This window comes from Yoonia sp. (genome assembly GCF_036007805.1).
In the GTDB taxonomy this organism is placed as follows: Bacteria; Pseudomonadota; Alphaproteobacteria; order Rhodobacterales; family Rhodobacteraceae; genus Yoonia.
The window spans coordinates 33,695-56,620 of record NZ_DASYOK010000135.1 but is presented as its reverse complement, the minus strand read 5'-3'; the positions used below and the strand labels follow the sequence as shown (position 1 = coordinate 56,620).

General features: G+C 57.8%; 22 protein-coding genes. 11 read left to right on the top strand and 11 right to left on the bottom strand.

Features of this window, described 5'->3' with window-relative positions:
• Positions 1-54: 54 nt before the first annotated feature.
• Positions 55-1,398, top strand: a complete 1,344-nt coding sequence (locus tag VGP75_RS07810) for an ABC1 kinase family protein (RefSeq protein WP_414727787.1) — start codon at positions 55-57, stop codon at positions 1,396-1,398.
• On the opposite strand, the gene VGP75_RS07805 is transcribed toward VGP75_RS07810, so the two are convergent.
• The 7 genes from VGP75_RS07805 to chlG all read right to left on the bottom strand — a co-directional run bounded on the left by VGP75_RS07805 (position 1,385) and on the right by chlG (position 8,789).
• Complete coding sequence (locus tag VGP75_RS07805; RefSeq protein ID WP_327543120.1) at positions 1,385-3,049, bottom strand: peptidoglycan -binding protein; 1,665 nt, start codon at positions 3,047-3,049, stop codon at positions 1,385-1,387. The genes VGP75_RS07810 and VGP75_RS07805 overlap by 14 nt on opposite strands.
• A gap of 3 nt (positions 3,050-3,052) precedes the next feature.
• The gene (locus VGP75_RS07800) at positions 3,053-4,138 is read right to left on the bottom strand and encodes a biopolymer transporter ExbB (RefSeq protein ID WP_327543122.1); all 1,086 of its coding nucleotides are present in this window, start codon (positions 4,136-4,138) and stop codon (positions 3,053-3,055) included.
• A 151-nt stretch (positions 4,139-4,289) separates the two neighbouring features.
• Entirely contained in the window at positions 4,290-4,823 is a 534-nt protein-coding gene (locus VGP75_RS07795) for a gamma-glutamylcyclotransferase (RefSeq protein ID WP_327543119.1), read from the bottom strand.
• 54 nt (positions 4,824-4,877) lie between these two features.
• Complete coding sequence (gene idi / locus VGP75_RS07790; RefSeq protein WP_327543118.1) at positions 4,878-5,411, bottom strand: isopentenyl-diphosphate Delta-isomerase; 534 nt, start codon at positions 5,409-5,411, stop codon at positions 4,878-4,880.
• The gene (locus tag VGP75_RS07785; protein ID WP_327543117.1) at positions 5,408-6,589 is read right to left on the bottom strand and encodes a geranylgeranyl diphosphate reductase; all 1,182 of its coding nucleotides are present in this window, start codon (positions 6,587-6,589) and stop codon (positions 5,408-5,410) included. Before VGP75_RS07785 ends, idi begins: the two co-directional genes overlap by 4 nt.
• A gap of 3 nt (positions 6,590-6,592) precedes the next feature.
• Positions 6,593-7,873, bottom strand: a complete 1,281-nt coding sequence (locus VGP75_RS07780; RefSeq protein ID WP_327543116.1) for a BCD family MFS transporter — start codon at positions 7,871-7,873, stop codon at positions 6,593-6,595.
• 1 nt (position 7,874) lies between these two features.
• On the bottom strand, positions 7,875-8,789 hold the full coding sequence (gene chlG, locus VGP75_RS07775; protein ID WP_327543115.1) for a chlorophyll synthase ChlG: 915 nt from the start codon (positions 8,787-8,789) through the stop codon (positions 7,875-7,877).
• Positions 8,790-8,994: 205 nt separating this feature from the next.
• Here chlG and VGP75_RS07770 point away from each other — a divergent pair, with 205 nt between their 5' ends.
• The 5 genes from VGP75_RS07770 to VGP75_RS07750 all read left to right on the top strand — a co-directional run bounded on the left by VGP75_RS07770 (position 8,995) and on the right by VGP75_RS07750 (position 14,849).
• Entirely contained in the window at positions 8,995-9,831 is an 837-nt protein-coding gene (locus VGP75_RS07770; RefSeq protein ID WP_327543114.1) for a flagellar motor protein MotB, read from the top strand.
• A 101-nt stretch (positions 9,832-9,932) separates the two neighbouring features.
• Complete coding sequence (locus tag VGP75_RS07765) at positions 9,933-11,267, top strand: flagellar hook protein FlgE (protein ID WP_327543113.1); 1,335 nt, start codon at positions 9,933-9,935, stop codon at positions 11,265-11,267.
• Positions 11,268-11,288: 21 nt separating this feature from the next.
• Positions 11,289-12,737, top strand: coding sequence for a flagellar hook-associated protein FlgK (gene flgK / locus VGP75_RS07760; protein WP_327543112.1), 1,449 nt, complete (start codon positions 11,289-11,291; stop codon positions 12,735-12,737).
• Positions 12,738-13,742: a flagellin gene (locus VGP75_RS07755; RefSeq protein ID WP_327543111.1), complete on the top strand. Its 1,005-nt coding sequence runs from the start codon at positions 12,738-12,740 to the stop codon at positions 13,740-13,742. It abuts the gene before it with no gap.
• A complete protein-coding gene (locus VGP75_RS07750) occupies positions 13,743-14,849 on the top strand; it encodes a flagellar basal body P-ring protein FlgI (RefSeq protein ID WP_327543110.1) in 1,107 nt (368 codons plus the stop codon). It begins immediately after the preceding gene.
• A gap of 299 nt (positions 14,850-15,148) precedes the next feature.
• Here VGP75_RS07750 and fliP read toward each other — a convergent pair whose 3' ends face one another.
• From fliP to fliF, 4 genes are read right to left on the bottom strand one after another with little or no spacing between them, the layout of a single operon-like run.
• Positions 15,149-15,880: a flagellar type III secretion system pore protein FliP gene (fliP, locus tag VGP75_RS07745; protein ID WP_327543109.1), complete on the bottom strand. Its 732-nt coding sequence runs from the start codon at positions 15,878-15,880 to the stop codon at positions 15,149-15,151.
• 1 nt (position 15,881) lies between these two features.
• Complete coding sequence (locus VGP75_RS07740) at positions 15,882-16,166, bottom strand: FliM/FliN family flagellar motor switch protein (RefSeq protein WP_327543108.1); 285 nt, start codon at positions 16,164-16,166, stop codon at positions 15,882-15,884.
• The gene (locus tag VGP75_RS07735; RefSeq protein ID WP_327543107.1) at positions 16,159-16,707 is read right to left on the bottom strand and encodes a FliH/SctL family protein; all 549 of its coding nucleotides are present in this window, start codon (positions 16,705-16,707) and stop codon (positions 16,159-16,161) included. Before VGP75_RS07735 ends, VGP75_RS07740 begins: the two co-directional genes overlap by 8 nt.
• Before the next feature lie 12 nt (positions 16,708-16,719).
• Complete coding sequence (gene fliF / locus VGP75_RS07730; RefSeq protein WP_327543106.1) at positions 16,720-18,300, bottom strand: flagellar basal-body MS-ring/collar protein FliF; 1,581 nt, start codon at positions 18,298-18,300, stop codon at positions 16,720-16,722.
• A 120-nt stretch (positions 18,301-18,420) separates the two neighbouring features.
• Between fliF and VGP75_RS07725 the strand changes: the two genes are divergently transcribed.
• The 5 genes from VGP75_RS07725 to VGP75_RS07705 all read left to right on the top strand — a co-directional run bounded on the left by VGP75_RS07725 (position 18,421) and on the right by VGP75_RS07705 (position 22,917).
• Positions 18,421-18,918, top strand: a complete 498-nt coding sequence (locus VGP75_RS07725) for a flagellar basal body-associated FliL family protein (protein ID WP_327543105.1) — start codon at positions 18,421-18,423, stop codon at positions 18,916-18,918.
• 13 nt (positions 18,919-18,931) lie between these two features.
• The gene (locus tag VGP75_RS07720; RefSeq protein WP_327543104.1) at positions 18,932-19,288 is read left to right on the top strand and encodes a hypothetical protein; all 357 of its coding nucleotides are present in this window, start codon (positions 18,932-18,934) and stop codon (positions 19,286-19,288) included.
• Positions 19,285-19,857, top strand: coding sequence for a MotE family protein (locus VGP75_RS07715; protein WP_327543103.1), 573 nt, complete (start codon positions 19,285-19,287; stop codon positions 19,855-19,857). The genes VGP75_RS07720 and VGP75_RS07715 overlap by 4 nt, the downstream gene beginning before the upstream one ends.
• Before the next feature lie 79 nt (positions 19,858-19,936).
• Positions 19,937-20,806 (top strand): flagellar motor stator protein MotA, encoded by an 870-nt coding sequence (gene motA / locus VGP75_RS07710; RefSeq protein WP_327543102.1) that lies wholly within the window; start codon positions 19,937-19,939, stop codon positions 20,804-20,806.
• Positions 20,803-22,917, top strand: a complete 2,115-nt coding sequence (locus VGP75_RS07705) for a hypothetical protein (RefSeq protein ID WP_327543101.1) — start codon at positions 20,803-20,805, stop codon at positions 22,915-22,917. Before motA ends, VGP75_RS07705 begins: the two co-directional genes overlap by 4 nt.
• The last annotated feature ends 9 nt before the right edge of the window (positions 22,918-22,926 follow it).

The following is a 22,926-nucleotide window of genomic DNA, read 5'->3' as shown; positions in this document are numbered from 1 at the left end:
GGACAGGCGGGCGCATTATAAATAGCTGGCAATGTGGCGCGGCGCGCCTACTTCATGCGCATGAGTGAGAAACACCCCAATGTGCGCGCGCTTGCCGTGCCCTCTGGCCGCATGTCGCGGTTTGGCCGTTTGAGTGCCATGACGGCTGGCGTTGCGGGCAACATGGCCGTCAACGGGATCGCCCAATTGGCGCAAGGCCAGAGGCCCGCAATGCGCGATTTGCTGATCACCCCGCAGAACATCACGCGGATCACCGAAAAGCTTGCCCAGATGCGCGGAGCAGCGATGAAAATCGGGCAGCTTATGTCGATGGATACGGGCGAATTCCTGCCGCCGGAAATGGCGCAGATCATGTCGCGGTTGCGGGACAATGCCCATACGATGCCGCCCGCGCAGTTACGGCGGGTTCTCGATACGCAGTGGCCGAAGAACTGGCTTGGTCAATTTGCAAAGTTCGATGTGCGGCCCATTGCGGCAGCCTCGATCGGACAGGTGCATCGCGCGCGGCTCAAGGATGGCAGAGATCTTGCGATCAAGGTGCAATACCCTGGCGTGGCAGACAGTATTGACAGCGATGTGGCCAATGTCGGCGCGCTGTTGCGCATGTCGGGGCTGATCCCCAAGGGGGTCGCGCTTGCGCCTTATCTGGAAGAGGCGCGCAAGCAGCTTCATCAGGAAACGGATTATACCCGCGAAGGGCAGTATCTGGCACGGTTTGGCGCGCTTCTGGCGGATGCACCCGGTTTTACGGTACCGGCGTATGTCCCTGAATGGAGCACGCCGCAGATCTTGGCGATGTCCTATGTGGAAAGTGTGCCGATTGAAGCGGCCTTCACCCAGCCAGAGGCGGAAAGACTGCGGATTGCGGATGCGCTGATCGGGCTGACCCTGCGCGAGCTATTCGACGAGGGGCTTATGCAGTCTGATCCGAATTTCGCCAATTATCGCTATGACCCACAGACCGGCCGGATCATCCTGCTGGATTTCGGCGCGACCTGTGAATTGAACCCGATGATCGTGGCACAATACCGTGCGTTGCTGGCCGCAGGCCTGATTGACGATCGCGCAGCACTCGCGCGGATTGCGCAAGAGATCGGGTTTATTGCACCCGATACAGCCGACCGTCACCGCATGGCGATTATGGACATGATGCAGATGGCCTTTACCGCCTTGCGCGCGGACGGACCGTTTGATTTCACCGACAAGACCCTGCCGCGCGCGATGCAGAATGCGGGGATAGCCTTGGCTGAAGACGGGTTTGTCCCGCCGCCTTTGCCGATTGATGTCTTGCTGTTGCAACGCAAGTTCGGGGGAATGTTCTTACTGGCCAGCCAGTTGGGCGCACAGTTGGACCTGTCGGGATATTTTGCACGCTACGTTGCGTCTAACGCTCGGTAAGCTTCAGCTCGATCCGGCGGTTCTGGGCGCGCGCCTCTGGCGTGTCGGCGGGGTTCAGCGGTTGATATTCACCAAACCCGTTCGCAGCGAGACGGCGTGGATCAATCCCCAAGTCGGTGTTCATAAAGCGCACAACCGACAGCGCACGCGCCTGACTAAGTTCCCAGTTATCGGCAAAGCGCGCGCCGGGATTGAGAGGGATATCATCGGTATGGCCATCCACACGGATAATCCAGTCAATGCCTTCGGGAATATCATCAGCAATGCTACGCAAAATATCGGCGATATTGGCAATTTCCGTTTCACCTGCCGGCGAGAGATCGGCACTTCCTGGTTCAAAAAGCACCTCGGACGCAAAGATGAAGCGATCGCCTTCGATGCGGATCCTGTCCTGACCTTCGAGGATCTGGCGCAATTCGCCAAAGAAGTCGGATTTAAAGCGTGACAGGTTCTCGGCCTCGGCGGCCAACCGCTCGGCTTCTTCCTCCAGTCGCGCGGCCTCTGCCTCAAGCCTGTTGCGTTCCGCCTCTTCCAGCGCGCGTCTGCGGCGCTCTTCTGACAAGACGCGGGCAAGGGCAGTGTTCAGCTGAGCGCCCAAGGTTTCGATCTGGACCTGCGCTTCGCGGTCGGCCTCTTCTGCGAGGTTGAGCAGCGACTGCAGGTTGCCCACCTGTGTGCGCAATTCGGTGATCTGTTCGTTCAGTAAAGCCACCTGACGCTGGCTCTCGGCAGATATGGCTTCTTGCGCCGCAAGTTCCTCATTCGCGAGGGCGAGAAGGGCCGCTTGCCGTTCTGCTTCGCTTGTCTCTTCGCCAAGATCGCCCTGTAGTTCTTCTAGCTCGCTGGTCAGCGTTGCGTTCCGCGCGTCAAGTTCGGCCTGTGCTGCGCGTGCGGCGGCCAGCAGGGTCAGCGTGTTCTCTGCTTCTTGCCGCTGCCGCTCAAGGTTGAGGGTCATCGCCGTCAGTTCGGTGTCGGCATTCGCCAGCCGTTCGCGGAGTGCTTCGGCGGCGGCGGCACTGGTCAGCTGATCGGCCTCAAGTGCCGTGATGCGTGCAGTATTGGCGTCATTCTCGCTTTCCAGATCGGCTATCAGTGCTTCCAGCGCTTCGCGGCGGGCGGCGGCAAGGCGCGCGGCCTCTGCGCCTTCGTCGATTTCAGTGCGGGCCTGCGCAAGGGCGAGGTTGAGCGCTTCTTGCTGTGTCAACAATCGCTCCTGCGCGGCTTCCAGCCCTGCAATATTGGCAAGCGCGTCGCGGCGTTCGCTGAGAAGCCCAGCGACCTGTGCCTCGAATTGGGTGATTTGGGTTTGTGCCTGGGCCAGTGCCTGATCCTGTGCGTCCCGTTCTGCGATCAGGGCGGCAATCCTTCCTGCCTGCCGCGTGGCCTCTGCGTTGGCGGCATCAAGATCGGCGGTCAGCGCCGCATTGGTATCGCGTGCAAGCCCAAGCGTGGCGGTTAGTGCTGCGACTTCGTTGGTGAGCGCGCCCAACTCTGTCTCTTGGCCAGTGATCTGTTGGCGCAGCACAAACTGGATCACCATAAAGATCGTCAGCACGAACATCAGGACCAGCAAAAGCCCGGTCATCGCATCCACGAAACCCGGCCAGATCGCGTTTTGAAAACGGTTCGATGATCTGCGGCTCAGCGCCATGGATCAGCCTCTGTCCCTGATCGCACTTGCCAGATTGGCGATTTCGCTGCGCAGGTCGCCGACACTCTCCTGGCGGCCTGCCGACATTTCTTCCAGAATCCGTAGCAATTGCACGTCGATGGATCGCAAGCGCATCCGGCTTTCGGCATCAATGCCTTCCATCCCGCTGTCGTCCAGTTTCTGGATCAGCGCTTCCTGGCCAATGGCAACACGTTCAAGCATCTCCGATGTCGCATTGGCCGTAGTGCTTTGTGCCATCCTTTCGATCGCTGTGGCCAGCGCGTTGAATTTCTTGTCGTTTTCTTCGCGGTCCGTGTCTGTCTGCCCCATCATCATCTGGATGGTGTCCATCAGCTCGCCCAATTGTTCCACAAAGGGGCCCATCGCGCTGAGGTCGGCACCAAGGGCACCCTCTTCGCCATCAATGCCCACGCGGGTGATCGTTGACAGCCATTCTTCAAGTTCGCGGTAGAACCGGTTTTGACCGTGGCCTGCAAAGAGTTCCAACAGGCCGACAATCAAAGACCCGGCAAGCCCCAGAAGCGAGCTTGAGAAAGCCGTGCCCATGCCGCCCAACTGCGCCTCGAGGCCAGATTGCAGGCGGGCAAAAATATCAGCGCCGCTTTCCCCTTCGCCGGGGTTGAGCGAGCTGATGGTTTCAACAAGTGCGGGCACGGTCGTGGCCAGACCATAGAATGTGCCCAAAAGGCCAAGGAAAATCAGGACATTGCCTATATAGCGCGTGATTTCGCGGTCTTCGTCGATCCGCTGTGCAACGGAATCAAGGATCGACCGGCCAGAGGTCGATGATACCTGCGTGCGCGCCCCGCGTGAGCGTAAGAGCGTAGCAAGCGGTGCAAGGAGCGACGGGGCCGCGCTATAGGAATGTCCGCCTTGTTCCCGTGCGAACCGTTCGATCCAGCGCACCGAATTCATCAACACAAAGACTTGGTTAAAGCAGGACAGCACGCCCAGCACGAAGACCCCGACGATGACCCCGTTCAGGTAGGGGTTTGTTTGATAGATCCCTGTGATCTGTTCTAGCCCAAGGTAAAAGCCCGCGCCAACCAGCCCGATCACGGTCAGCATGAACAGGAGCTGACGAATGGGCAGTGTAAACTGCGGTTGTGGTTTGGGTTCCCGTTTGTCCAACACGGATGGGCGCCTCATATTGTGTGACTGCTTCGCTCGCATAACAGCATATGGCTGAAGTTGCGCAAACCCAAACAAATTCGAGGTTTTACTTTGTTGCTGTCAAAGCACGCACACGGGCAACCAGCCAGTCCATATCGGCGTCAGTGATCCCGAGCTCCACCAGGTGGTTGGCCGTATTGAAGAGATATTCCGTGTTCGGCCCGCGCCCGCCGACCGCACGTGCAATCATCTGAGCCTGCCTTTCAAGGTCGAACTGGCAGTACTGCACATGATCGCGGTCAACCACATAGGTCAGTGCCTGCAATGGTGCGCCTTGGTCGTCGATCAGATTAACGGTTTCTTCGTAATAAGCAGACGAGATTAATTCGCGTTCGCGCAGTTGCGCAAGAACGGTGTCGGTCTCATCTTCGGCCACCTGAAAGGCCACGCCGGTACATTGCCCGCCCGCTTGCGCATCAAGCGCAAGTACAAGGCCGGGGTCATCCTCGGTGCCGCGGTGGTGGATGCTGAGCATGCAAAAACTGCGGTGATAGTCGGGCAGTCGCGCCTTGACCTGCCGCACCGGTCTAAAACCGGGGTTCCACAAAAGTGAACCATATCCGAAAACCCAAAGTGCCATAGTGCGTGTCCCTTCCTTGGACATGCCCATAACACCGGTTTGAAGGAAACGGAACTAGACCGCGCGGAGCAGGTCGCCAAAGATCGCAGTGGTGTGATCTTGCAGGTAAATCCGCAGCCAGGGTGTGTATTGCGCAGGGTGCCGCGCCACATCGGCAGAGAGTTCATAAAAATCGACCCAGCGGGTATCCATCACCTCGTCGGGGTTGGGTTTGACCACCAGATTATTGGGGGCGTCCGCGACGAAGACCTCGACAACCTCATGTTCGATCAATCCGCCACCCACATCGGCCCGGTACTCGATCTGGTCACGGTGCGATGGGTAAAGCCCCGTGATCCCCAATTCTTCGTCCAGACGCCGCATCGCACAGTCGGTCGGGTCTTCGTCCCATTCGGGGTGGGTACAGCAGGTGTTCGCCCAAAGCCCGGGCGTGTGGTATTTGCCCAGCGCGCGCTGCTGGATCAAGACGCGGCCACGGTTGATCACAAAGACACTGACCGCCTTGTGCTTGAGCCCGCGCAGGTGCGCATCCAGTTTCTCGACCGGTTTGAGTTTGCCGTTTTCCCAGGCCGGGATCATGATCGTCATGTGCGCAACGGTGATACCAGTCGCGTCAGATGCGCGAGGTTCTTGATGCCGATCTTCAAGTGAGCCATGGGCCGTGCCTTTACCAGTTTCTTGTTCATATAAGCCTCAAACGTCAGCTTTTGCACGTCGACATCATGACACAGGGACACAAACCGCTCACGCCGTTCGTCGCTGCGGTAATAGGCGTTTTGCATCGCGCCCAAAACCCGGAAAACCTGTTTGTGTTCGCGCATGAAGAGTTTGCGGGCCAGTTGCAAATCTTTTGCGCGACCTGATGCCAAAGTGGCCGCTGCGGCGGTCGCGGCCACGCGTCCACCAACCATCGCATAGTAAATGCCTTCGCCCGATGACGGTGCCACGACGCCCGCCGCATCGCCTGCCAGTACCACGTCTTTACCATTGTCCCAGCAATCCAATGGTTTGAGCGGAATCGGCGCGCCCTCTTTGCGGATCGTCTTGCAATCGGTCAGGCCTGATGCTGCGCGCAGATCGGCGGTGGCTTTTTTAACGTCCACCGATTTGATCAAGGACCCCATGCCGACGCTGGCTTGTCCGCCGTGGGGGAAGACCCAGCCGTAGAAATCGGGCGAGATGCGGCCATCATAGATCACATCGCAGCGCGCCGGATCATAGGTGGCAGTGGCCGCCGGTGCTTCGATGATCTCGTGGTAGGCAATGACGTAGGGGATTTTATCGCCGTCTTTGATCTCGGCCCGTGCCACGTTGGAGCGCGCGCCGTCAGCGCCGATGACCAGCTTCGTGGTCAGTTTCATCTCATTGCCGCTGACCTTGTCGCGATAGACCACATGGGTGCCATCGGCGTCCCGTTCGATCTTGGTGAATGTCCCTGTGTAGCGATGCGCGCCGGCGTCCTTGGCCCGTTTGCGGAGGAATTCGTCGAAATGTTCGCGATCCACCATGCCGACATAACCGTTCTCGATCGGAATATCGACCTGCCGTCCGGTGGGCGAGATCATGCGCGCGGTGTTCACTTTGGCCACGATCTGGGCGTCAGGGATAAAGAAATCTTGGATCAGGCGCGGGGGGACGGCCCCGCCACACGGTTTGATCCGTCCGTCACGGTCGATAAAAGCGACCTTGTGACCGGACCGTGCAAGGTCTTCTGCGGCGGTGGCCCCTGACGGGCCTCCGCCCACGACAACGACATCATATTGCATGTGCTATTCTCCCGGAACGAGCGTGGCGGACGGCATTTTGCGATCCATGATTTTGGCAGCCATTGCGGCAGCGGCGATAAAGACGGCTGCTTCGACGATGAAGACGATCCCGAAGGCCTGTGTGTCGGTCATATTGACGCGCAAGATATCAACCATGCCTGCCCCGACCAATCCGCCGAACCCTGCGGCGATGGCCTGTGCTGCACCCCAAAGCCCCATGCGGGTCCCTTCCCGGCGCGCGGTGCCTGCCCCGGCAAGTGCCATCATTGAACCGATGGCGGCGACAGCAAACATGCCATTAAAGAACCCCAACAGGACGACAGCAGGGACGAGCGGTGCGCTTGGTCCAATCGGCCCGAGGAACGTGATCAGGATCAGCGCTGCGGCGGAACCGACACAGCCCGTCATCACCCAGTTGCGCAATGCGCCGATCTTGAGGCCAGTGGCCAAGATGCCCACCGCAAGCATGCCGACAAACACGCCGCCGTTTTGCGCGCCTGAAAGCGAGGTCGATTGCCCAGGTGTGAAATCAAAGACGAGACCTGCATAGGGCTCGAGGATCAGTTCCTGCATGAAATAGGCGGTCATCGACAGGAACACGAAGATCGTGAAGTTGCGTGCTTTGCGTTCCGACCAGACCTCTTTCAACCCCTCCATGAAGGGTGTCGGGTCCGGTTCACGCACTGCGATCAGATTGCGTTCGATCCGCCAGACGGCCAGACAGGTCACGAGCGTTGCGATGGTGACGACGAAGCCCACGATCTCGATCAAGCGCATGGGCGTGTAGGGGTCAATCAACTGCCCCACGATCCCTGCGGTCATTGCGATGCCGAAGATCATCATCAGCCATGTAATCGTGGCGGCGGCCGCACGCCGGTGCGGTGCCGTCGTCGTGGCCAGAAGCGCCAGCAATGATGTGCCAGAAGCGCCAACGCCAAGGCCGATCAACGTATAGGCGACGATTGAAATGGTCAAACCAAGCGCAAAGGATTGCGCGAACGCCAAGATACCACAGGCCGCAGCGAAAGCGCCCAGTGCAAGCGCCACCATACCACCGATAATCCAGCGTGTCCGGTGCCCGCCGGTATCAGAGTAGAACCCCCAATGCGGGCGTGTCAGTTGAATACCGTAGTGCAGGCCGACCAAAAGCCCGGGCAGGATTGCAGGCAGCGACAGCTCGACCACCATCAGACGGTTCAGTGTCGAGGTTGTCAGGACGACAATCGCCCCCAGTGCCATTTGTACAAAACCGAGCCGGAAGATCTGGAACCATGAAAGTGTCATATCAGCCTCCAATGCTCCGCAAAGCAACGGCGCTGATCATCATGCCGCTGATGTAGAACAGAATACCCATCCCCTGATACCAAGGCGTCTTGCCTTCGGGATCGCGCAGCAGAACGCGCATCGCGCCCAGTTGCACCGCAAGCATCGCCATGACGCCCAGTGCGAAACCGGGTTTGTCCCAATAGGCCAGCAGGCCGATGACAATGACCTGTGGCACCGCCATGATCCAGCAGGCGACGCGCGCCGCGCGGTCTGGCCCAAGTGTGACAGGCAGCGACCGCAGGCCGGTGGCACGGTCGCCCTCGATCGCTTTGAAATCGTTGAGCGTCATAATGCCATGCGCGCCAATGCCGTAAAGCACGGCGATCGCGATCACCTGCGGGCTTGGTGCGCCAGCGGCCACAACAGCCGCCCCCGTGATCCACGGCAGGGTCTCGTACGCGAGACCGCAAAGCCCCGGCCCCCACCAGCCGGATTTTTTGGCGCGGATCGGCTCGGCCGAATAGGCCCAAGCCGCTGCAACGGCCAATATAGTGGCACCAAAACCCCAAGGCCCCAGTTGATACCCAACCGCTAGCCCCAAAACCGTCATCGCGAGTGCGATATAAAGGCCCCACCTCCCGGGAATGCGCCCTGAAGGAATCGGGCGGTCAGGTTCGTTGATCGCATCAACGTGGCGGTCACACCAATCATTCGCTGCCTGCGACATACCGCAGACGATCGGGCCGGCAAGCACGACACCCAAGACCACGAAAAACCATTGGCCAGAGGGGCTTACGCCCGATGAAACAACGCCACAGAGATAGGCCCACATCGGGGGAAACCAGGTCACAGGCTTGATCAGCCGCAGCATCGCGCGAGGCTCGGGCCAGCGGCGTATGGCGGGTTCAATCTGTAAATCTGACGTTACACTCATTCTGTCAGTTTAATGTGACATATGGTATTTGGGCAAGTGTAAAGGTCAGTTGACACTGCGCCATCTTGTCACCTGGCGGGGCAGCCGCCCTGGCGCGCCTGCTAGTCCTGCCAAACGTGTGTGGTTTTCATCGAATTGTCCCGTTAAGCCTGCTTTCACTTCTGCCCATCTATGCCTGTACCGGGTGACAACATGAGGTAGTGAGATGAGCAAAGGACCAAACGCACCAACAATTATCAAACGCAAGAAGGTAATCGCTGGTGGGGGGCATCATGGTGGTGCCTGGAAGGTCGCATACGCCGATTTCGTCACGGCGATGATGGCGTTTTTTATGCTGATGTGGTTGCTCAACGCCACAACCGAACAGCAGCGCAAAGGGCTGGCGGATTACTTTTCGCCAACAATTCCCATCAACCGCATTTCAGGCGGCGGGTCCGGCGCCTTTGGTGGCGACAATATCTTTACCGAAGATACCCTGGCGCAAAGCGGCACTGGCGTCAGCCAACCAAACGTTGGCAATGAACCACTGCGCAGCGAAAGCGAGACCGAGGCAGACGCCTTGGCGGCGGCCCAAGTCGCCGCACTGCGCGAAATCGAGGCGGCACTTCTGGGGCAGGGGGGTGAAAGCATGCTGTCCGATCAGGCGCTGCGCCATATCATCACCCGCCTCACCGATGAGGGCCTTGTGATCGAGATATTTGATCTGCCTGATGTCTCGCTTTTTGTGGAGGACACGGTCGTCCCCAATCCTGTGATCGCCGAGATTGCCGCGATCATGGCGCGGCTGTTTCAAACTGTCCGCAATGGTGTCGCCATTGAAGGGCACCTCAGCGCCAAGTCTGTCCTGCAGGTCGACAACCCTGTGTGGGAGCTGTCAACCGGCAGGGCTGCCCAGATGCGCCTGATGCTGCAAAGTGGTGGGCTCGATCCGATGCGCATTGTCCGCCAGACGGGTGCAGGTGACCGTGATCCGGCCGTGCGGGACGCAACCGCCCCGCGCAACAACCGCATCGAGGTCATTTTGCTGCGATCAGACCGCTAGGGCGATATCACTCGAATTTTAGCCGTTAGGGGGGTGTTAAGGCGCGGGGCTTAGAGGTGGTGTGAACATTAGTCATCTCTGACGCAGAAAGGCTCATCTATATGACGATTTCCTCTTCCCTGAACGCCAGCGTTGCCGGTTTGGCGGCAAATGCCTCTCGGTTGGCCACGATCTCGGACAATATCTCGAACTCATCAACCTATGGCTATAAAAGGGCGGTGACCGATTTTCAGTCTATGGTGATTGAGAGCGGTCAGGGAACCTATTCTGCGGGTGGTGTACGCACAACAACATCGCGCTTGATTGATGAACGTGGTGCGCTGGTTTCGACGTCAAACCCCACCGATCTTGCCGTGCGGGGCCGTGGAATGCTGCCGGTCACATCGGAAACATCTGTGGCCGTCAATAACGGGGACAATCCCTTGTTCCTGACCACGACCGGATCTTTCCGCCCCGATGCCCTTGGATACCTGCGCACGCCGGGGGGGTTGGTTTTGCTGGGTGTGCCGGCGGCGGCTGACGGTACAATCCCGAACTATCCGCGCGATTCCATCGACGGTCTGGTGCCTGTCCAGATCAACGCCAACCAATTCGCGGGCGAGGCGACAACACGCGTCGATCTGTCGGTCAACCTGCCGGCCACGTCAACGCGCGAAGGATCGCCGGGTGATTCCGAAACGCTCTCGGTTGAATATTTCGACAACCTGGGTGCGTCTTCGAACCTGAGCTTCCTGTTTACGCCAACCGTGCCGGCAAATGGCTCATCGAATACATGGACGATGGAAATTCGCGACAGTGAGTCCGATGTCGATCTTGACGGCATTCCTGATGTTGTCGGCGAATATACACTGACTTTTGATGCGACACGCGGCGGTGGCGGTACGCTTGCAAACGTCGATTTTGCAGACCCCCTGAACCCGATCGGTGGGGCCTACGACCCGTCCACCGGTGCGCTGACGATTGCGGTTGATGGCGGCCCAATGGAAATCAATATCGGCGAATTGGGCAGTTCGATCGGATTGACCCAACTGTCCGATGCCTTCGCGCCCGTTTCTATCTCCAAGAACGGCACGCCGGTGGGTAGTCTGACATCGATCGAAGTGGACCAGAACGGTTTCGTGCGCGCGTCCTTTGATATCGGGATCAACCGCGTTCTCTATCAAATTCCTCTGGTGGACGTGCCAAACGTCAATGGGTTGGAAACGCTTGATCAGCAGAGCTACCGTGTGACGCCCGACAGTGGTTCTTTCTTCCTGTGGGATGCGGGTGATGGGCCGACCGGTGATATCGTCGGCTTTGCACGCGAGGAATCTGCCACGGATGTTGCCGGAGAATTGACAGAATTGATTCAGACACAGCGGGCCTATTCGTCAAACGCCAAGGTCATCCAGACTGTGGACGAGATGCTGCAAGAAACCACCAACATCAAACGCTAACGCAGATTGGATTGACCTGATATGAGCATGTCGAGCGCCCTCAATAACGCAGTGACCGGTCTGACGACCAACGCGCGCATGGCCGAGGTGGTGTCCTCAAACCTCTCGAACGTCATGACAGATGGTTATGGGCGGCGCTCGGTCGAGCTTTCTTCTGTGCAGGTCGGCGGCCGTGGCGGCGGAGTACGCATTGACGCGATCAATCGCTTTGTCGACGCGGGGCTTTTGGCCGACCGACGCTTGGCAGATGCATCGCTGAGTGGACAAGACCGCAGTGCCACGATGGTGGTGCGGCTCGAGCAGACAATCGGTGGTCCGGATGACGCGGCAGGTCTGGGCGCACGACTGGCCGAGTTCGAACGCGCATTGATCAGCGCGAGCAGTGATCCCGCATCCGAGACACGGCTCGCGTCAGTGGTCAGCCGTTTGCAGGACGTCGCAAATACGCTGCAATCCAACACCAAGAGTATCCAGGCCCTGAGGCAAGAGGCTGACGGTGCGATTGCGCGCGATATCGACGTGCTGAATACAGCATTGAAGCAGGTCGCGACGCTGAACGCCGACATCTTGCGGATCAAAGGATCTGGCGATGACCCATCCGCGCTCTTGGATGCACGACAGCGGGCCGTTGATCAAATCGCGAAAATTGTGCCGATTCGCGAAATCCCGCGCGATAATGGCACGATTGGCCTTCAGACAACGCGTGGTACTCAGCTTCTGGAGTCGCGACCGGTTGAATTCGGGTTTCAACGCACACCGACAATCACCGCCGATATGACCTTGGCTGGCGGCGCGCTTGGCGTCATCACAATTGATGGCGACGTCGTAGACGCCGCGACCGGGATTGGACGGCTCGATGGCGGTTCCCTCGGTGCGGCTTTTGCTTTGCGTGACAAAACACTGGTTGAATCACAAGAATCTCTTGATCTGATCGCGGCGGATTTGATGGCTCGCTTTCAAGATACAACAAACGATCCGTCACTCACGGCTGGCGATCTCGGGCTTTTGACTGACGAAGGCGGGGTCCTGGATCTGGCCGATCTGGCCGGGCTTGCGGGCCGGATTGCGTTGAACCCGCTGATTGCGCCGGCGAATGGCGGCAACGCGGCCTTGTTGCGCGATGGTCTGAATGCTGCGGGGCCTGGCCCTGCTGGCGATGCGACGCAGCTCAACCGCTGGATTGCAGCGCTTAGCGCGCCACGTGCCGACGTACCGGGCATGGCTGCACAATCCGCGTCCGGGCGGATTGCAAGCTTTGTCTCCGAGGTCGGCACGACGCGGCTTTTGGCGCAAGAACAACTCAGCTTCACCACTGCCCGGTGGGAAACACTGCGCGAAGCCGAACTTGCCGATGGTGTGGATACAGACGTGGAACTGCAAAAACTGCTGCAAATCGAACAAGCCTATGCTGCAAACGCAAAGGTGATCCAGACTGTTGATTTTATGATGCAAAGATTGATGGAGCTTTAGATGTCAGTTGTTTCAATCGGGGATATGGCGCGACAGTTTACGTCGCTGCGCAATGGAAATGCGATCAAGACAGAACTTGCGGAATTGGTTGATAGCCTGTCCTCTGGAAAAGTGGCTGATCTTACGAAAAACCTCGATGGGGAGACCGCGCGATTTTCCGGAATCCGGTATAGCCTGGCGCAGCTTGATGGCTATGGTCAGATTGCATCGGAAACGCTTCAAACGCTCGCCAATGTGCAAATCATTTTGGGTAAGGTTGACAGTGCGCGCGGCGCCACCGCAGAGCGGTTGCTCTTGGTTAATGATACTAGCACATCCACCCAAATTGATGAAGCGGCGCTGGCATCGCGGAGTGCCTTTGAAGATATGGTTCTGGCCCTGAACACACAGGTTGCAGATCGCGCATTGATGGGCGGTACCCGTGTTGGTAATGCGCCGCTTGCCTCTGGAACAGCAATGCTGACCGATTTGCAGGCTGCGATTGGTGGGGCTGTGGATCAAGCAACCATAAGTGCGGTTGTCGCCTCTTGGTTCAATGATCCCGCAGGCGGCTTTGCAACCCTCGGCTATCAAGGCGATACAGGTGCTTTACTGGAACGGCGCGTGTCAGAAAGCCGTACCGTGACGCTGAATGCGCGGGCTGATGATCCGGCAATCAGGGACGTGCTGAAAGGTGCGGCCCTTGCGGCGCTTGCCAATGATCTACCCGGTCTCAGCCGGGAAACGAAGTCCAGCCTGCTGCAAGAAGCCGCGGCCGGACTATATGGTGCGGCAAGCGACTTGGTTGCGGTGCAAGCGCGCGTCGGCTTTGCCGAAGCTGGTGTTGAGAGGGCGTTGACTGAAACCAATGCGCAGCAAACCGCTCTGCAAATGGCACAAAACGATCTATCGCTTGCGGATCCCTTCGAAACAGCGTCGCGCATACAAGCGACACAGGTTCAATTGGAGACATTCTTTAGTCTGACCGCGCGCATGTCCCAACTCAGCCTGCTGCGGTACATCTAGATGAAGATGGTGAATCTGCTCTGCGTCCTGGCAACGGTGCTTTTGCCACAACTGGCGCAAGCGAACCCGATCCGTATCAAAGATCTGGTTGAGTTTGATGGTGTGCGATCAAATGATTTGGTTGGGTACGGTCTGGTTGTGGGTCTGAATGGTACGGGTGACGGATTACGGAACTCCCCTTTCACCGAGGATATTTTAGGCAATATTCTTGAACGTCTTGGTGTTAACGTCACCGGTGAGCAGTTCCGCCCCAACAATGTTGCGGCTGTCCTGGTGACTGGCGCGTTGCCGCCCTTTGCGCGTACGGGCAGTTCTCTTGATGTGACCGTTTCGGCCATCGGCGATGCCAATAGCTTGCTTGGCGGCACCTTGATTATGACCCCATTGAAAGCTGCGGATGGTGATATCTATGCTGTTGCCCAGGGAACGATCATCGCAGGAGGTGCTTCTGCCACAGGTGATGGCGCGGCTGTAATCCAAGGGGTGCCAACGGCGGGCGTCATCCCTTCCGGCGCCACGATCGAGCGTGAAGTGGCCTTTGATTTTTCTGGGCTTGCGACTGTGCGTTTGGCATTGCGTACGCCGGATTTCACGACGGCGGAACGGATCGAACGTGCTATCAATGCTGCATTTTCGCGCCATGTCGCTGTAATGTTGGATGCTGGAACGGTCGAATTGAATATCCACGCGACCCAGATGCGTTCTCCAGCGCATGCGTTGGGGCGCGTTGAAAATATCATGGTCGAACCGGAAAGGCGCGCACGGGTCGTGGTGGATCAGCGCTCTGGTACCATTGTCATGGGAGAAGACGTGCGGATCAGCCGTGTGGCCGTTAGCCAGGGCAATCTTACGCTGCGTATTCAGGAAGCGCCACTTGTCTCCCAACCCAATCCTTTTGCTGAGGGTGAAACCGTTGTCGTGCCTCGGACGGATGTGAATATCATTGAAGAGCCCGGGATTGGCCTTGCAGAAGTCAACGGTGGCACATCCTTGAGCGAAGTTGTTGCAGGGTTGAACGCGCTGGGCGTCGCGCCTCGCGATATGATTGATATCCTAAAAAGTATTAAAGCCAGCGGTGCCCTGCATGCGGAATTCATTGTGAGATAGGCGCCGCCTGTGTGTGACTGATTTTGAAGGTGCAAGGTCATGGAGGGTTCAAATGTGCGGGACGACATTTTCCTGTGCATTCCTGTGCAGGAGTGTTTGGTTGTCTTTATGCCTATGATCTTGAATCTGCCCTAACACTGGCCAGGCCGGTTCGATTTTCTGCAAGATGCGGGACTGTCGCGCGGATGATTGGGTGATGGTCTATTCGTAATGGGAGGTCGGCACCTGTACTAAATCATGTGCTGCGTGTTTGAACAGAGTACGCGTTCATCATCGCAAGGATACAGAAACGGCGGGGCTCAGACTCCATAGCCTTGTACCAGGCTTGTTGCGATCAAGGTCCACCCGTCGGCCACCACGAAGAAAGCAAGTTTGAAAGGCAGTGAAACAATCGCCGGCGGGACCATCATCATGCCCATCGACATCAACACGGCTGCAACGACCAAGTCGATGATCAGAAAGGGCATAAAAATCAGAAAGCCAACCTGAAAAGCGCGTTCCATTTCGCTCAGCAGGAAGGATGGCACCACAATCGACAGAGGTGCATCCCGCGCAGGTAGAGTGTTTGTGATGTCGGGGCGCAGGTCAGCCAAAGCCAGGAATGTATCGGGGTTGATCCGGGTCAGCATGAATTCCTGAAGAGGGACGATCGTTCTTGCAAAGGCTTCTTCCAGCGCGATGTTCCCTTGGATCAAGGGATTGATTCCTTGGTCCCATGCTGCGCGAAAGACGGGTTCCATGACGAAATATGTGAGGAACATAGCGAGGCTGACAATCAGCATATTTGGGGGTGATTGCTGTAAACCGATGGCCTGCCTGAGGATTGCAAACACCGTCACAATAAAGGGAAAGCAGGTCACCATAATCGCGATGCCGGGTACAAGGCTCAGCACGGTGATCAGGACAAGCAACTGAACGGATCGCGTTGCCAACGATCCGTCATCGCCGAAGGTTATAGAGACTTCTTGCGCCATCGCGGGGCCTGCGAGCGTCCCTGACAAAAGCAACGTGATTATGAGCAGGCGACCCATGCTAGGACAGATCACCCTTGTCATGCGCGACTTCGGTCAAACGCACGGCAAGATGTCCTGGCTCTGCGCCTTCTGCTTCCTGGAGTTCACCGCGCGCGATGAGCCGGTCGCCTATGTAAAGCTCAACCGGATCTTCGATCTTGCTGTCGAGCGGCAGTACGGCGTTTTCGCCGAGCTGCAGCAGGTCGCGTACCAAGGGGCGCGCTTTGCCAACGGTCACAGTCACCTCTATCGGGATATTGTGAAGAGGGTGCGCCTTGTTGGAGGTTTCGGCAGGATTATCCATGCGGTTTGGTCCTTGTTTCTATGAAGTCTGCGGCAGAAAGGATCAGGCGGATGTCGTCCAACATCTGATCAAGATCGACATGCAGGGTTTCCTGCCCCCAGCGCGCCCATGCTTCATTTCGTGTAAGCTCTTGATCAGTCATGAGCATGACGTTGATGGGGCTCGCTTCGAGAGCTGACGCCACCGCATCGTGCTGGTCAGGGTGGATTGCCAGGGTGAACTTAGATGCGGAGTGTTCGGCCGCAGCCTGCATGAGTATTTGGCTAATCTGGCCAGCAAATCCGTGCTCTACGAGGTGCGGAAGCAGTTTTCTACACAACGTGTCAAAGAGTGGCGCGAGCGAGCGCGTGAGTTCGCCGCGCACCTCCTGGTATTTGAACTCCAGATCGGCAATGTTTTGGACAAGCTCTTGTTGCAAGGTCGTCTGCTCGGATTTCGCCGCAGCAAGCCCTTCGGCATAGCCCTCGGCAAAGCCTTGTTCATAGCCTTCGGGGGCATGCGCCACTTGCAGCGCGTCGTCGTCAAAAGATTCAAACTGCATTCTTTGCATGGCCTACGTATTCGCCTTTGCCGATGGCTCTTCGATCCAGTCCTGTAACACCTGAAGCGTTTCGGTCTCGCGCTCGGAAATGATACGCTTGAGCCGCGCGACAGGATCGTTGTCTGCCTCAACTCCCAACATATCACCCCCCATGAAGCCGCCAAAATCCGCGTCGTCCATTGCCATGGCCATCGGTGGATTGATGTCGACCGGTTCGGCGCGATCTTGCAATTCCAGTGGCTGCGCTTGCGCGCCTGCGGATGTCAAAATCGGGCGTACGACAAATAAGCCCAGGATCAGGGCAACAACCGCAAGCACACCGATCTGGATCAGTTGCATCATGTCGAGCGGCCGCGCCGCGATCGGGCTGACGGCCGCGGTGCCCAAGGCCTCGAAAGGTTCAAACGGCATTGATCTGAGTGTCAAAATATCCCCGCGTTCCGGGTTCAGCCCGACAGCAGAGGCAACCAGCGCTTCAAGTGCCGCGAGCTCTTCGGCGGATCTTGGGGTGATCGTGACGGTACCATCATCGGCGGTCTCGACCACATCGTTGACAAGCACCGCGACGGTCAACCGCCGAATCGCCCCCGGCGCGCGTGTCAATTGGCGCTCGGTTTGCGAGACCTCATAGTTGGTCAAAGTCCGGCTTTCGCTATTTTCATTGCTGGATGAACCGGTATTCGCGCCCGCGTCGCCTTCGGGCAGGTTCGATGCCACGGTTACATCGCCGCCACGGCTATCGGTGGCTGTGCCGGTACTTTCGGTCACATCGGTGCTGATTGCGATGCGACTGTCCGGATCAACCCGGCGTTCGGTGATCATTTCTGTCTCTGTCACCTGATCGACCGAAACTTCGACAACAGCGTTTCCTGCGCCCACCCGTGCCGCCAAGAGCCGCTCTGCGCGCTGTCGCAGGCTCTCGGCCTGTTCATTGCCGCTTGCACCATTCTGCGTGGCGTCGCTTTGCGACAGCAACCCGCCCGCGTCATCAATCACGGCGACATCATTGGGCGACAGACCTGGCACAGCCGCGCCGATCAGATACTGTAACGCCTTGATTTGTTGTGCTGAAAGCCCCACTCCGTCAGTGGTGACGGTGACAGCCGCTGTTTGGCCCTGTTCGCGCTGGAATGGCCGTTGGGTGGGTGTTGAGATATGGACGCGCGCCGCGCGGATCTGCGGATTGGCAAGGATGGTGCGCGCAAGCTCGCCCTCTTTGGCGCGCCAATAGGCCGCGTCGAACATTTGCGCAGTCGTGCTGAACCCTGACAGCGAATCGAGTAGCTCGTACCCCTGACGACCTGTCGCAGGCAGGCCCTGACCGGCCAGCGCCATCCGCAGCGAATCGCGTTCTGTAGTGGGCACATAGATCGCATTGCCCCGCACCTCATAGGCGACACCCTGTTGGTCCAGTGCCGTGATGACATCGCCTGCTGCTGCTGCCTCTAATCCGCCAAAAAGCAGGGACATGTCCCGTGTTCCCGCGCCGCGGGCCAGCAAAAGAACGGCCGCAAACACGGCCACCGTGACAAATATGACTACGATCCGTCGCTGCACACTGAGCGCGGACCAGAGCTTGCCAAAGTTTTCCAAGTTGGTTTCTCCATTCCGTTGGCATTCTGCCGATGTGTCGTGTTTGGCTGATGAGACTTAACAATCGGTTAGGGCTTTTCGGTTTATTCACCATGTCATGGAAATTTCAGGAGCAGTCTCATGACAACCGATGCCGATGTGGACAAGGATGCACCGCGCAAAGCGTCAAAGCTGCCTTTGCTTTTGGGGCTGCTTCTGGCCTTGCTTGGTGGCGGTGGCGGTTTTTTTGCGGTCCAATCAGGGATGCTGGGTGGCGGTGCTTCTTCCGAAGTGGAAGAGGCCGAAGTCGCGTCAGGCGCCGAGGATGCACGTGATGTTGACGTTTCCTTTGTCCCGATTGATCCGCTTGTCATCTCGTTGCCCGGTGAAGGCGGGCGTAATTTTCTGCGCTTTTCCGCGCAGTTAGAGGTGCCACCTGTCCATGCTGCCGAAGTTGAGGCGATTAAACCGCGCATCGTTGATGTCCTGAACGGATATCTGCGCGCCGTGGAAATCGCATCTCTTGAAGATCCAGCTGCGCTGGTCCGGTTGCGCGCGCAAATGCTCCGCCGCATTCAGGTTGTGTCGGGGCCGGGTCGGGTGACGGATCTGCTGATTATGGAATTTGTTCTGAGCTAGAAAGGTGCCGTTTATGAGCATGATTGCCGATGTTTTACTGGTGGCTGGCGCATTGGGCGCTGCGCTTTATTGCCTTGTGCTGTCACGCCGTTTGCGCCGTTTTACCGACCTTGAAAAAGGCGTCGGTGGCGCGGTGGCGGTCTTGTCCGTGCAGGTTGATGATCTGACTGCAATCCTCACAAAGGCCCAGACGACAGCGAAGGCCTCGGTCGCGCAGCTTGACGCGGTCAGCGAACGGGCCGAACTCGCGCATAAGCGGCTCGAGTTATCGATCGCGTCCATGCATGATCTTCCGCAAAAAGTGCAGCCAAACGTGACGCAAAGCCCCTTCTTTGTAAGACGGCAAACCGGGGATGTTGCGAAACAATGAAACAGCCACGCCGCAAGAAAACGGGCCCCGGCGTTCTTCAGGTTATTACCTGTTTGCTGGTTGCCTCCGCTGTTCTGCGTCTTGCAACAGAAGTAGGGCCCGCGATGGCCAATGAAGGTGCGGATACCCCTTTTGAAGAGGTAAGCGTTCCTTCGGATACGGGCGCAACAGATTCTCTTTTGTCCGCATTGCAGGCCCGTGAACGGCGCCTGACAGAAAGAGAGGCCCAGTTAACCGCTCGTCTGGAGGCGCTGCGCGTTGCAGAAGATGAGATTGATCAGAAGCTGGAGGAACTTATCGCGGCAGAAGCGCGGCTGAGCGCGACAATCGCCTTGGCTGACACGGCGGCGGAAACTGATCTTGCGCAGCTGACGACGGTTTACGAGAATATGAAACCGCGCGAAGCAGCGGATCTTTTTGCGCAGATGCCCCCACGGTTTGCTGCCGGATTTCTGGGGCTGATGCGGCCTGATGCCGCCGCAGCCATTATGACCGAACTTGATCCGGAGATCGCCTATTCGTTTAGCGTTGTCCTCGCTGGCCGTAACGCGGACGTCCCGACCGAGTAGCCGCAGAGAAATCATTAATCCCTTCACACTAGAAGGGATTCGGTAACATCCACTTCTTTTGAGCAGGGAGCCGCGCCCAATGGTCGGTCTATTCGGTATCGTCTTTGTCTTCGTCACAGTTTTTGGTGGATACCTTTTGGCCGGCGGCAAAATGGGCATCATCCTTGCCGCATTGCCCTATGAGATGATCATGATCTGCGGGGCTGCGATCGGCGCATTCGCGATCAGCAATGACAGTTCTGCGATCAAGGCAACGCTCAAGGATCTGGGCAAGATCGTCAAAGGGCCGAAATGGAAGGCGCAGGATTATCGTGATCTGTTGTGCTTGCTGTTCGAGCTGCTTCGCGTCGCGAAAACAAATCCTGTCGCGCTGGAAAGCCATATTGAGGCGCCTGATTCTTCAACGATTTTTGGCAAGTATCCGAAAATTCTTGATGATGGTGAGGCGATCGCCTTGATCTGCGATACGCTCCGCTCGGCCTCGATGAATTACGATGATCCGCATCAGGTCGAAGAGATTCTCGAAAAGCGGATCGAGGCGACATTGCATCACAAGCTCCACTCGACCCATGCGCTGCAAACCGTTGCTGACGGTTTGCCGGCGCTAGGCATCGTGGCGGCGGTTTTGGGCGTGATCAAGACCATGGCATCTATCGACCAGCCGCCTGAGGTGCTGGGCAAGCTGATTGGTGGCGCGCTTGTCGGGACATTCCTCGGCGTGTTTCTGGCCTACGGATTTGTCGGGCCTTTCTCGGCCAAGGTGAAAGCTGTGATTGAGGAAGACGCCCATTTTCACCAGCTTATTCGTGAAGTGCTGATTGCTAATCTATATGCCCATGCTCCAAATATCTGCGTCGAAGTCGGGCGCCAGAATATGCCGGGTCATTATCGCCCCAGCTTTGCCGAGATGGAAGATGCGTTGAAGGCGACCAAACAGGACGCCGCATGAGATATTTTCTGTTGCTGTCATTGCTGGTTGTCGGGCCGCATTTGGTGGCTGCGGCACCGTTGCGGGTACAGACAGGTGAGCATGCGGATTTTACGCGGGTCGTTATTGGCCTGCCGCAAGGCGCTGACTGGCAAATCGGCCGCACGCCTGAAGGTTATACGGTTCGCGTTTCAGCTACTGATGGCTTCATACTTGACGAGTTCTTTACGCTTATCCCGCGGGACCGGATTTCTGCGGTCTCCCAAGACCCTGACGAGGGAGAGTTGCAGCTGATTGTTGATTGCGTCTGTCATGCGGTCGCAAGTATCCACCTTTCAAATTTTCTTGTGATTGACATCCGCGATGGGCCTGCCCCGCCAAATTCGCCTTTTGAGGCGGCTCTGGTTCTAAAAACATCGGTGGATCCGGATCCACCCTTGCCGGCTCCTGTTGGGCTCGCTTACCGACCGGCGCAGAACCGTCTGCTTCCACTGATCACGCCACGCTTTATGGGGCCGGAATCAGAGCCGCCAGCAGACAATGCAGAGCAAAATCAGGAAGTTGCAGACAGTCCTGCTCCAGTTATATCGGCAGCTTCCGCAGACGAAGCGTTGCGCCTGATTGCACAGTCGCTTACGGAAAGCGTCGGACGTGGCCTGACCGAGGGGCTGCTGCAGGAGGGGCTGAATACTGTATCTGAGCCGTCCACTCTCAACGATGATTTCGGCGTTCCGCCGCTGCTGGCGCGCGCGGCCCTGCCCGGCGTGACGGCAAGAACCAGCATTGATCCGCTCGCGATCGAAAGCGCGGCCCCTTCGCCCCAGACGCAAGACGGACAGAGGTGTTTGCCAGAAGCCGCATTTGATGTTGCCTCGTGGGGGAATGACAGCCCGCCCGGTCAGCAGCTCAACGTGACACGCAATGGGTTGGCCGCAGAGGATGGCCGGTTCGCAGAAGGTTCTCTTGTCACTTTGGCGCGGCTCTACGTATTTTTGGGGTTTGGTCGCGAAGCGCAACAGGCGCTGGAATTGGAAGGTGTGCAATCTCAGGATCGGATATTTTTGCGTACAATTGCGCAAATTATTGATGATGAACCCGTCGTGCCCATGGTCTTCGCGGGCCAGGTCAGCTGTCCGACAAATGTTGCGCTCTGGGCGCTTTTGGCGCAGCCTAATGCGCCGACAGATGCACAAGTGAACCGTACTGCTGTGGTGAATGCCTATCGCGCGTTGCCGCATTACGTGCAGCAGGCCATTGCCCCGCGCCTTTCTCGCGCACTTTTGGCAATTGGCGCGGAGGATGAAGCGTTGCAAGTGCTTGGCCCTCAGGCCACTGCAGACAGCGGTGATATCGCACGCTTGCTTGCCGAAGCTTCGCTGGCCGATGCGCTGGGCGAGGACACTCTTGCGATGGATAAGATAAAGGACGCCGCGCGAAATGCCCCCCGCATAAGCCCTGAAGCCATGGCGCGTTTTTTCCGTGATGGTGCGTCGCGTGGAATCGGTTTTTCCGATGAAGATTTTTTGCTCGCTGATGCGCTTCGATTCGAAAACACAGACACGCCAGCGGCTGCCGATCTCGCCGATGCCCAGTTTGTTGGCTATCTATCTGTTGATCGATTTGCAGACGCGCGCACCCTGCTGTTGACGCGTCAGAATGCTCTTTCGCCAGAAGTCTATGCTGCGGGAGTCTCTGCCGTCTATCAGCAAGCCGCGCAGAGAATGCCGGATGCTTCATTTCTGGAATTCGTCTGGCAGCAAGATCTGACAATGCAAGACGCGGCAACGCAAAACCTGATTGCACAGCGATTGGTGGAACTGGGTTTCCCCGATCGCGCCCTCTCGGTTCTGACGTCACCTGCTGTAGGTGAAATTGCCGCACAAAGGGATCTGCTCGTTGCAGATGCACTGCAGGCGATCGTGGCGACCCGGCCAGCAGCGGTGGAGGATGCAACCATTCCTCTATCTGGCGACGCTGATGTGGATGGTTTTGAAAGTGCAATGCCGCAAGCGTTCAATCCCATTAATCGCCCGACATTGCGCGACAGTCGCACATTGATCGACAGTGCCGCGCAGTCGCGCGAGAGCATTCGTACGCTATTGCAAAGTGCGCCTGCGCCTGCTGACTTCTGATTGCTGCTT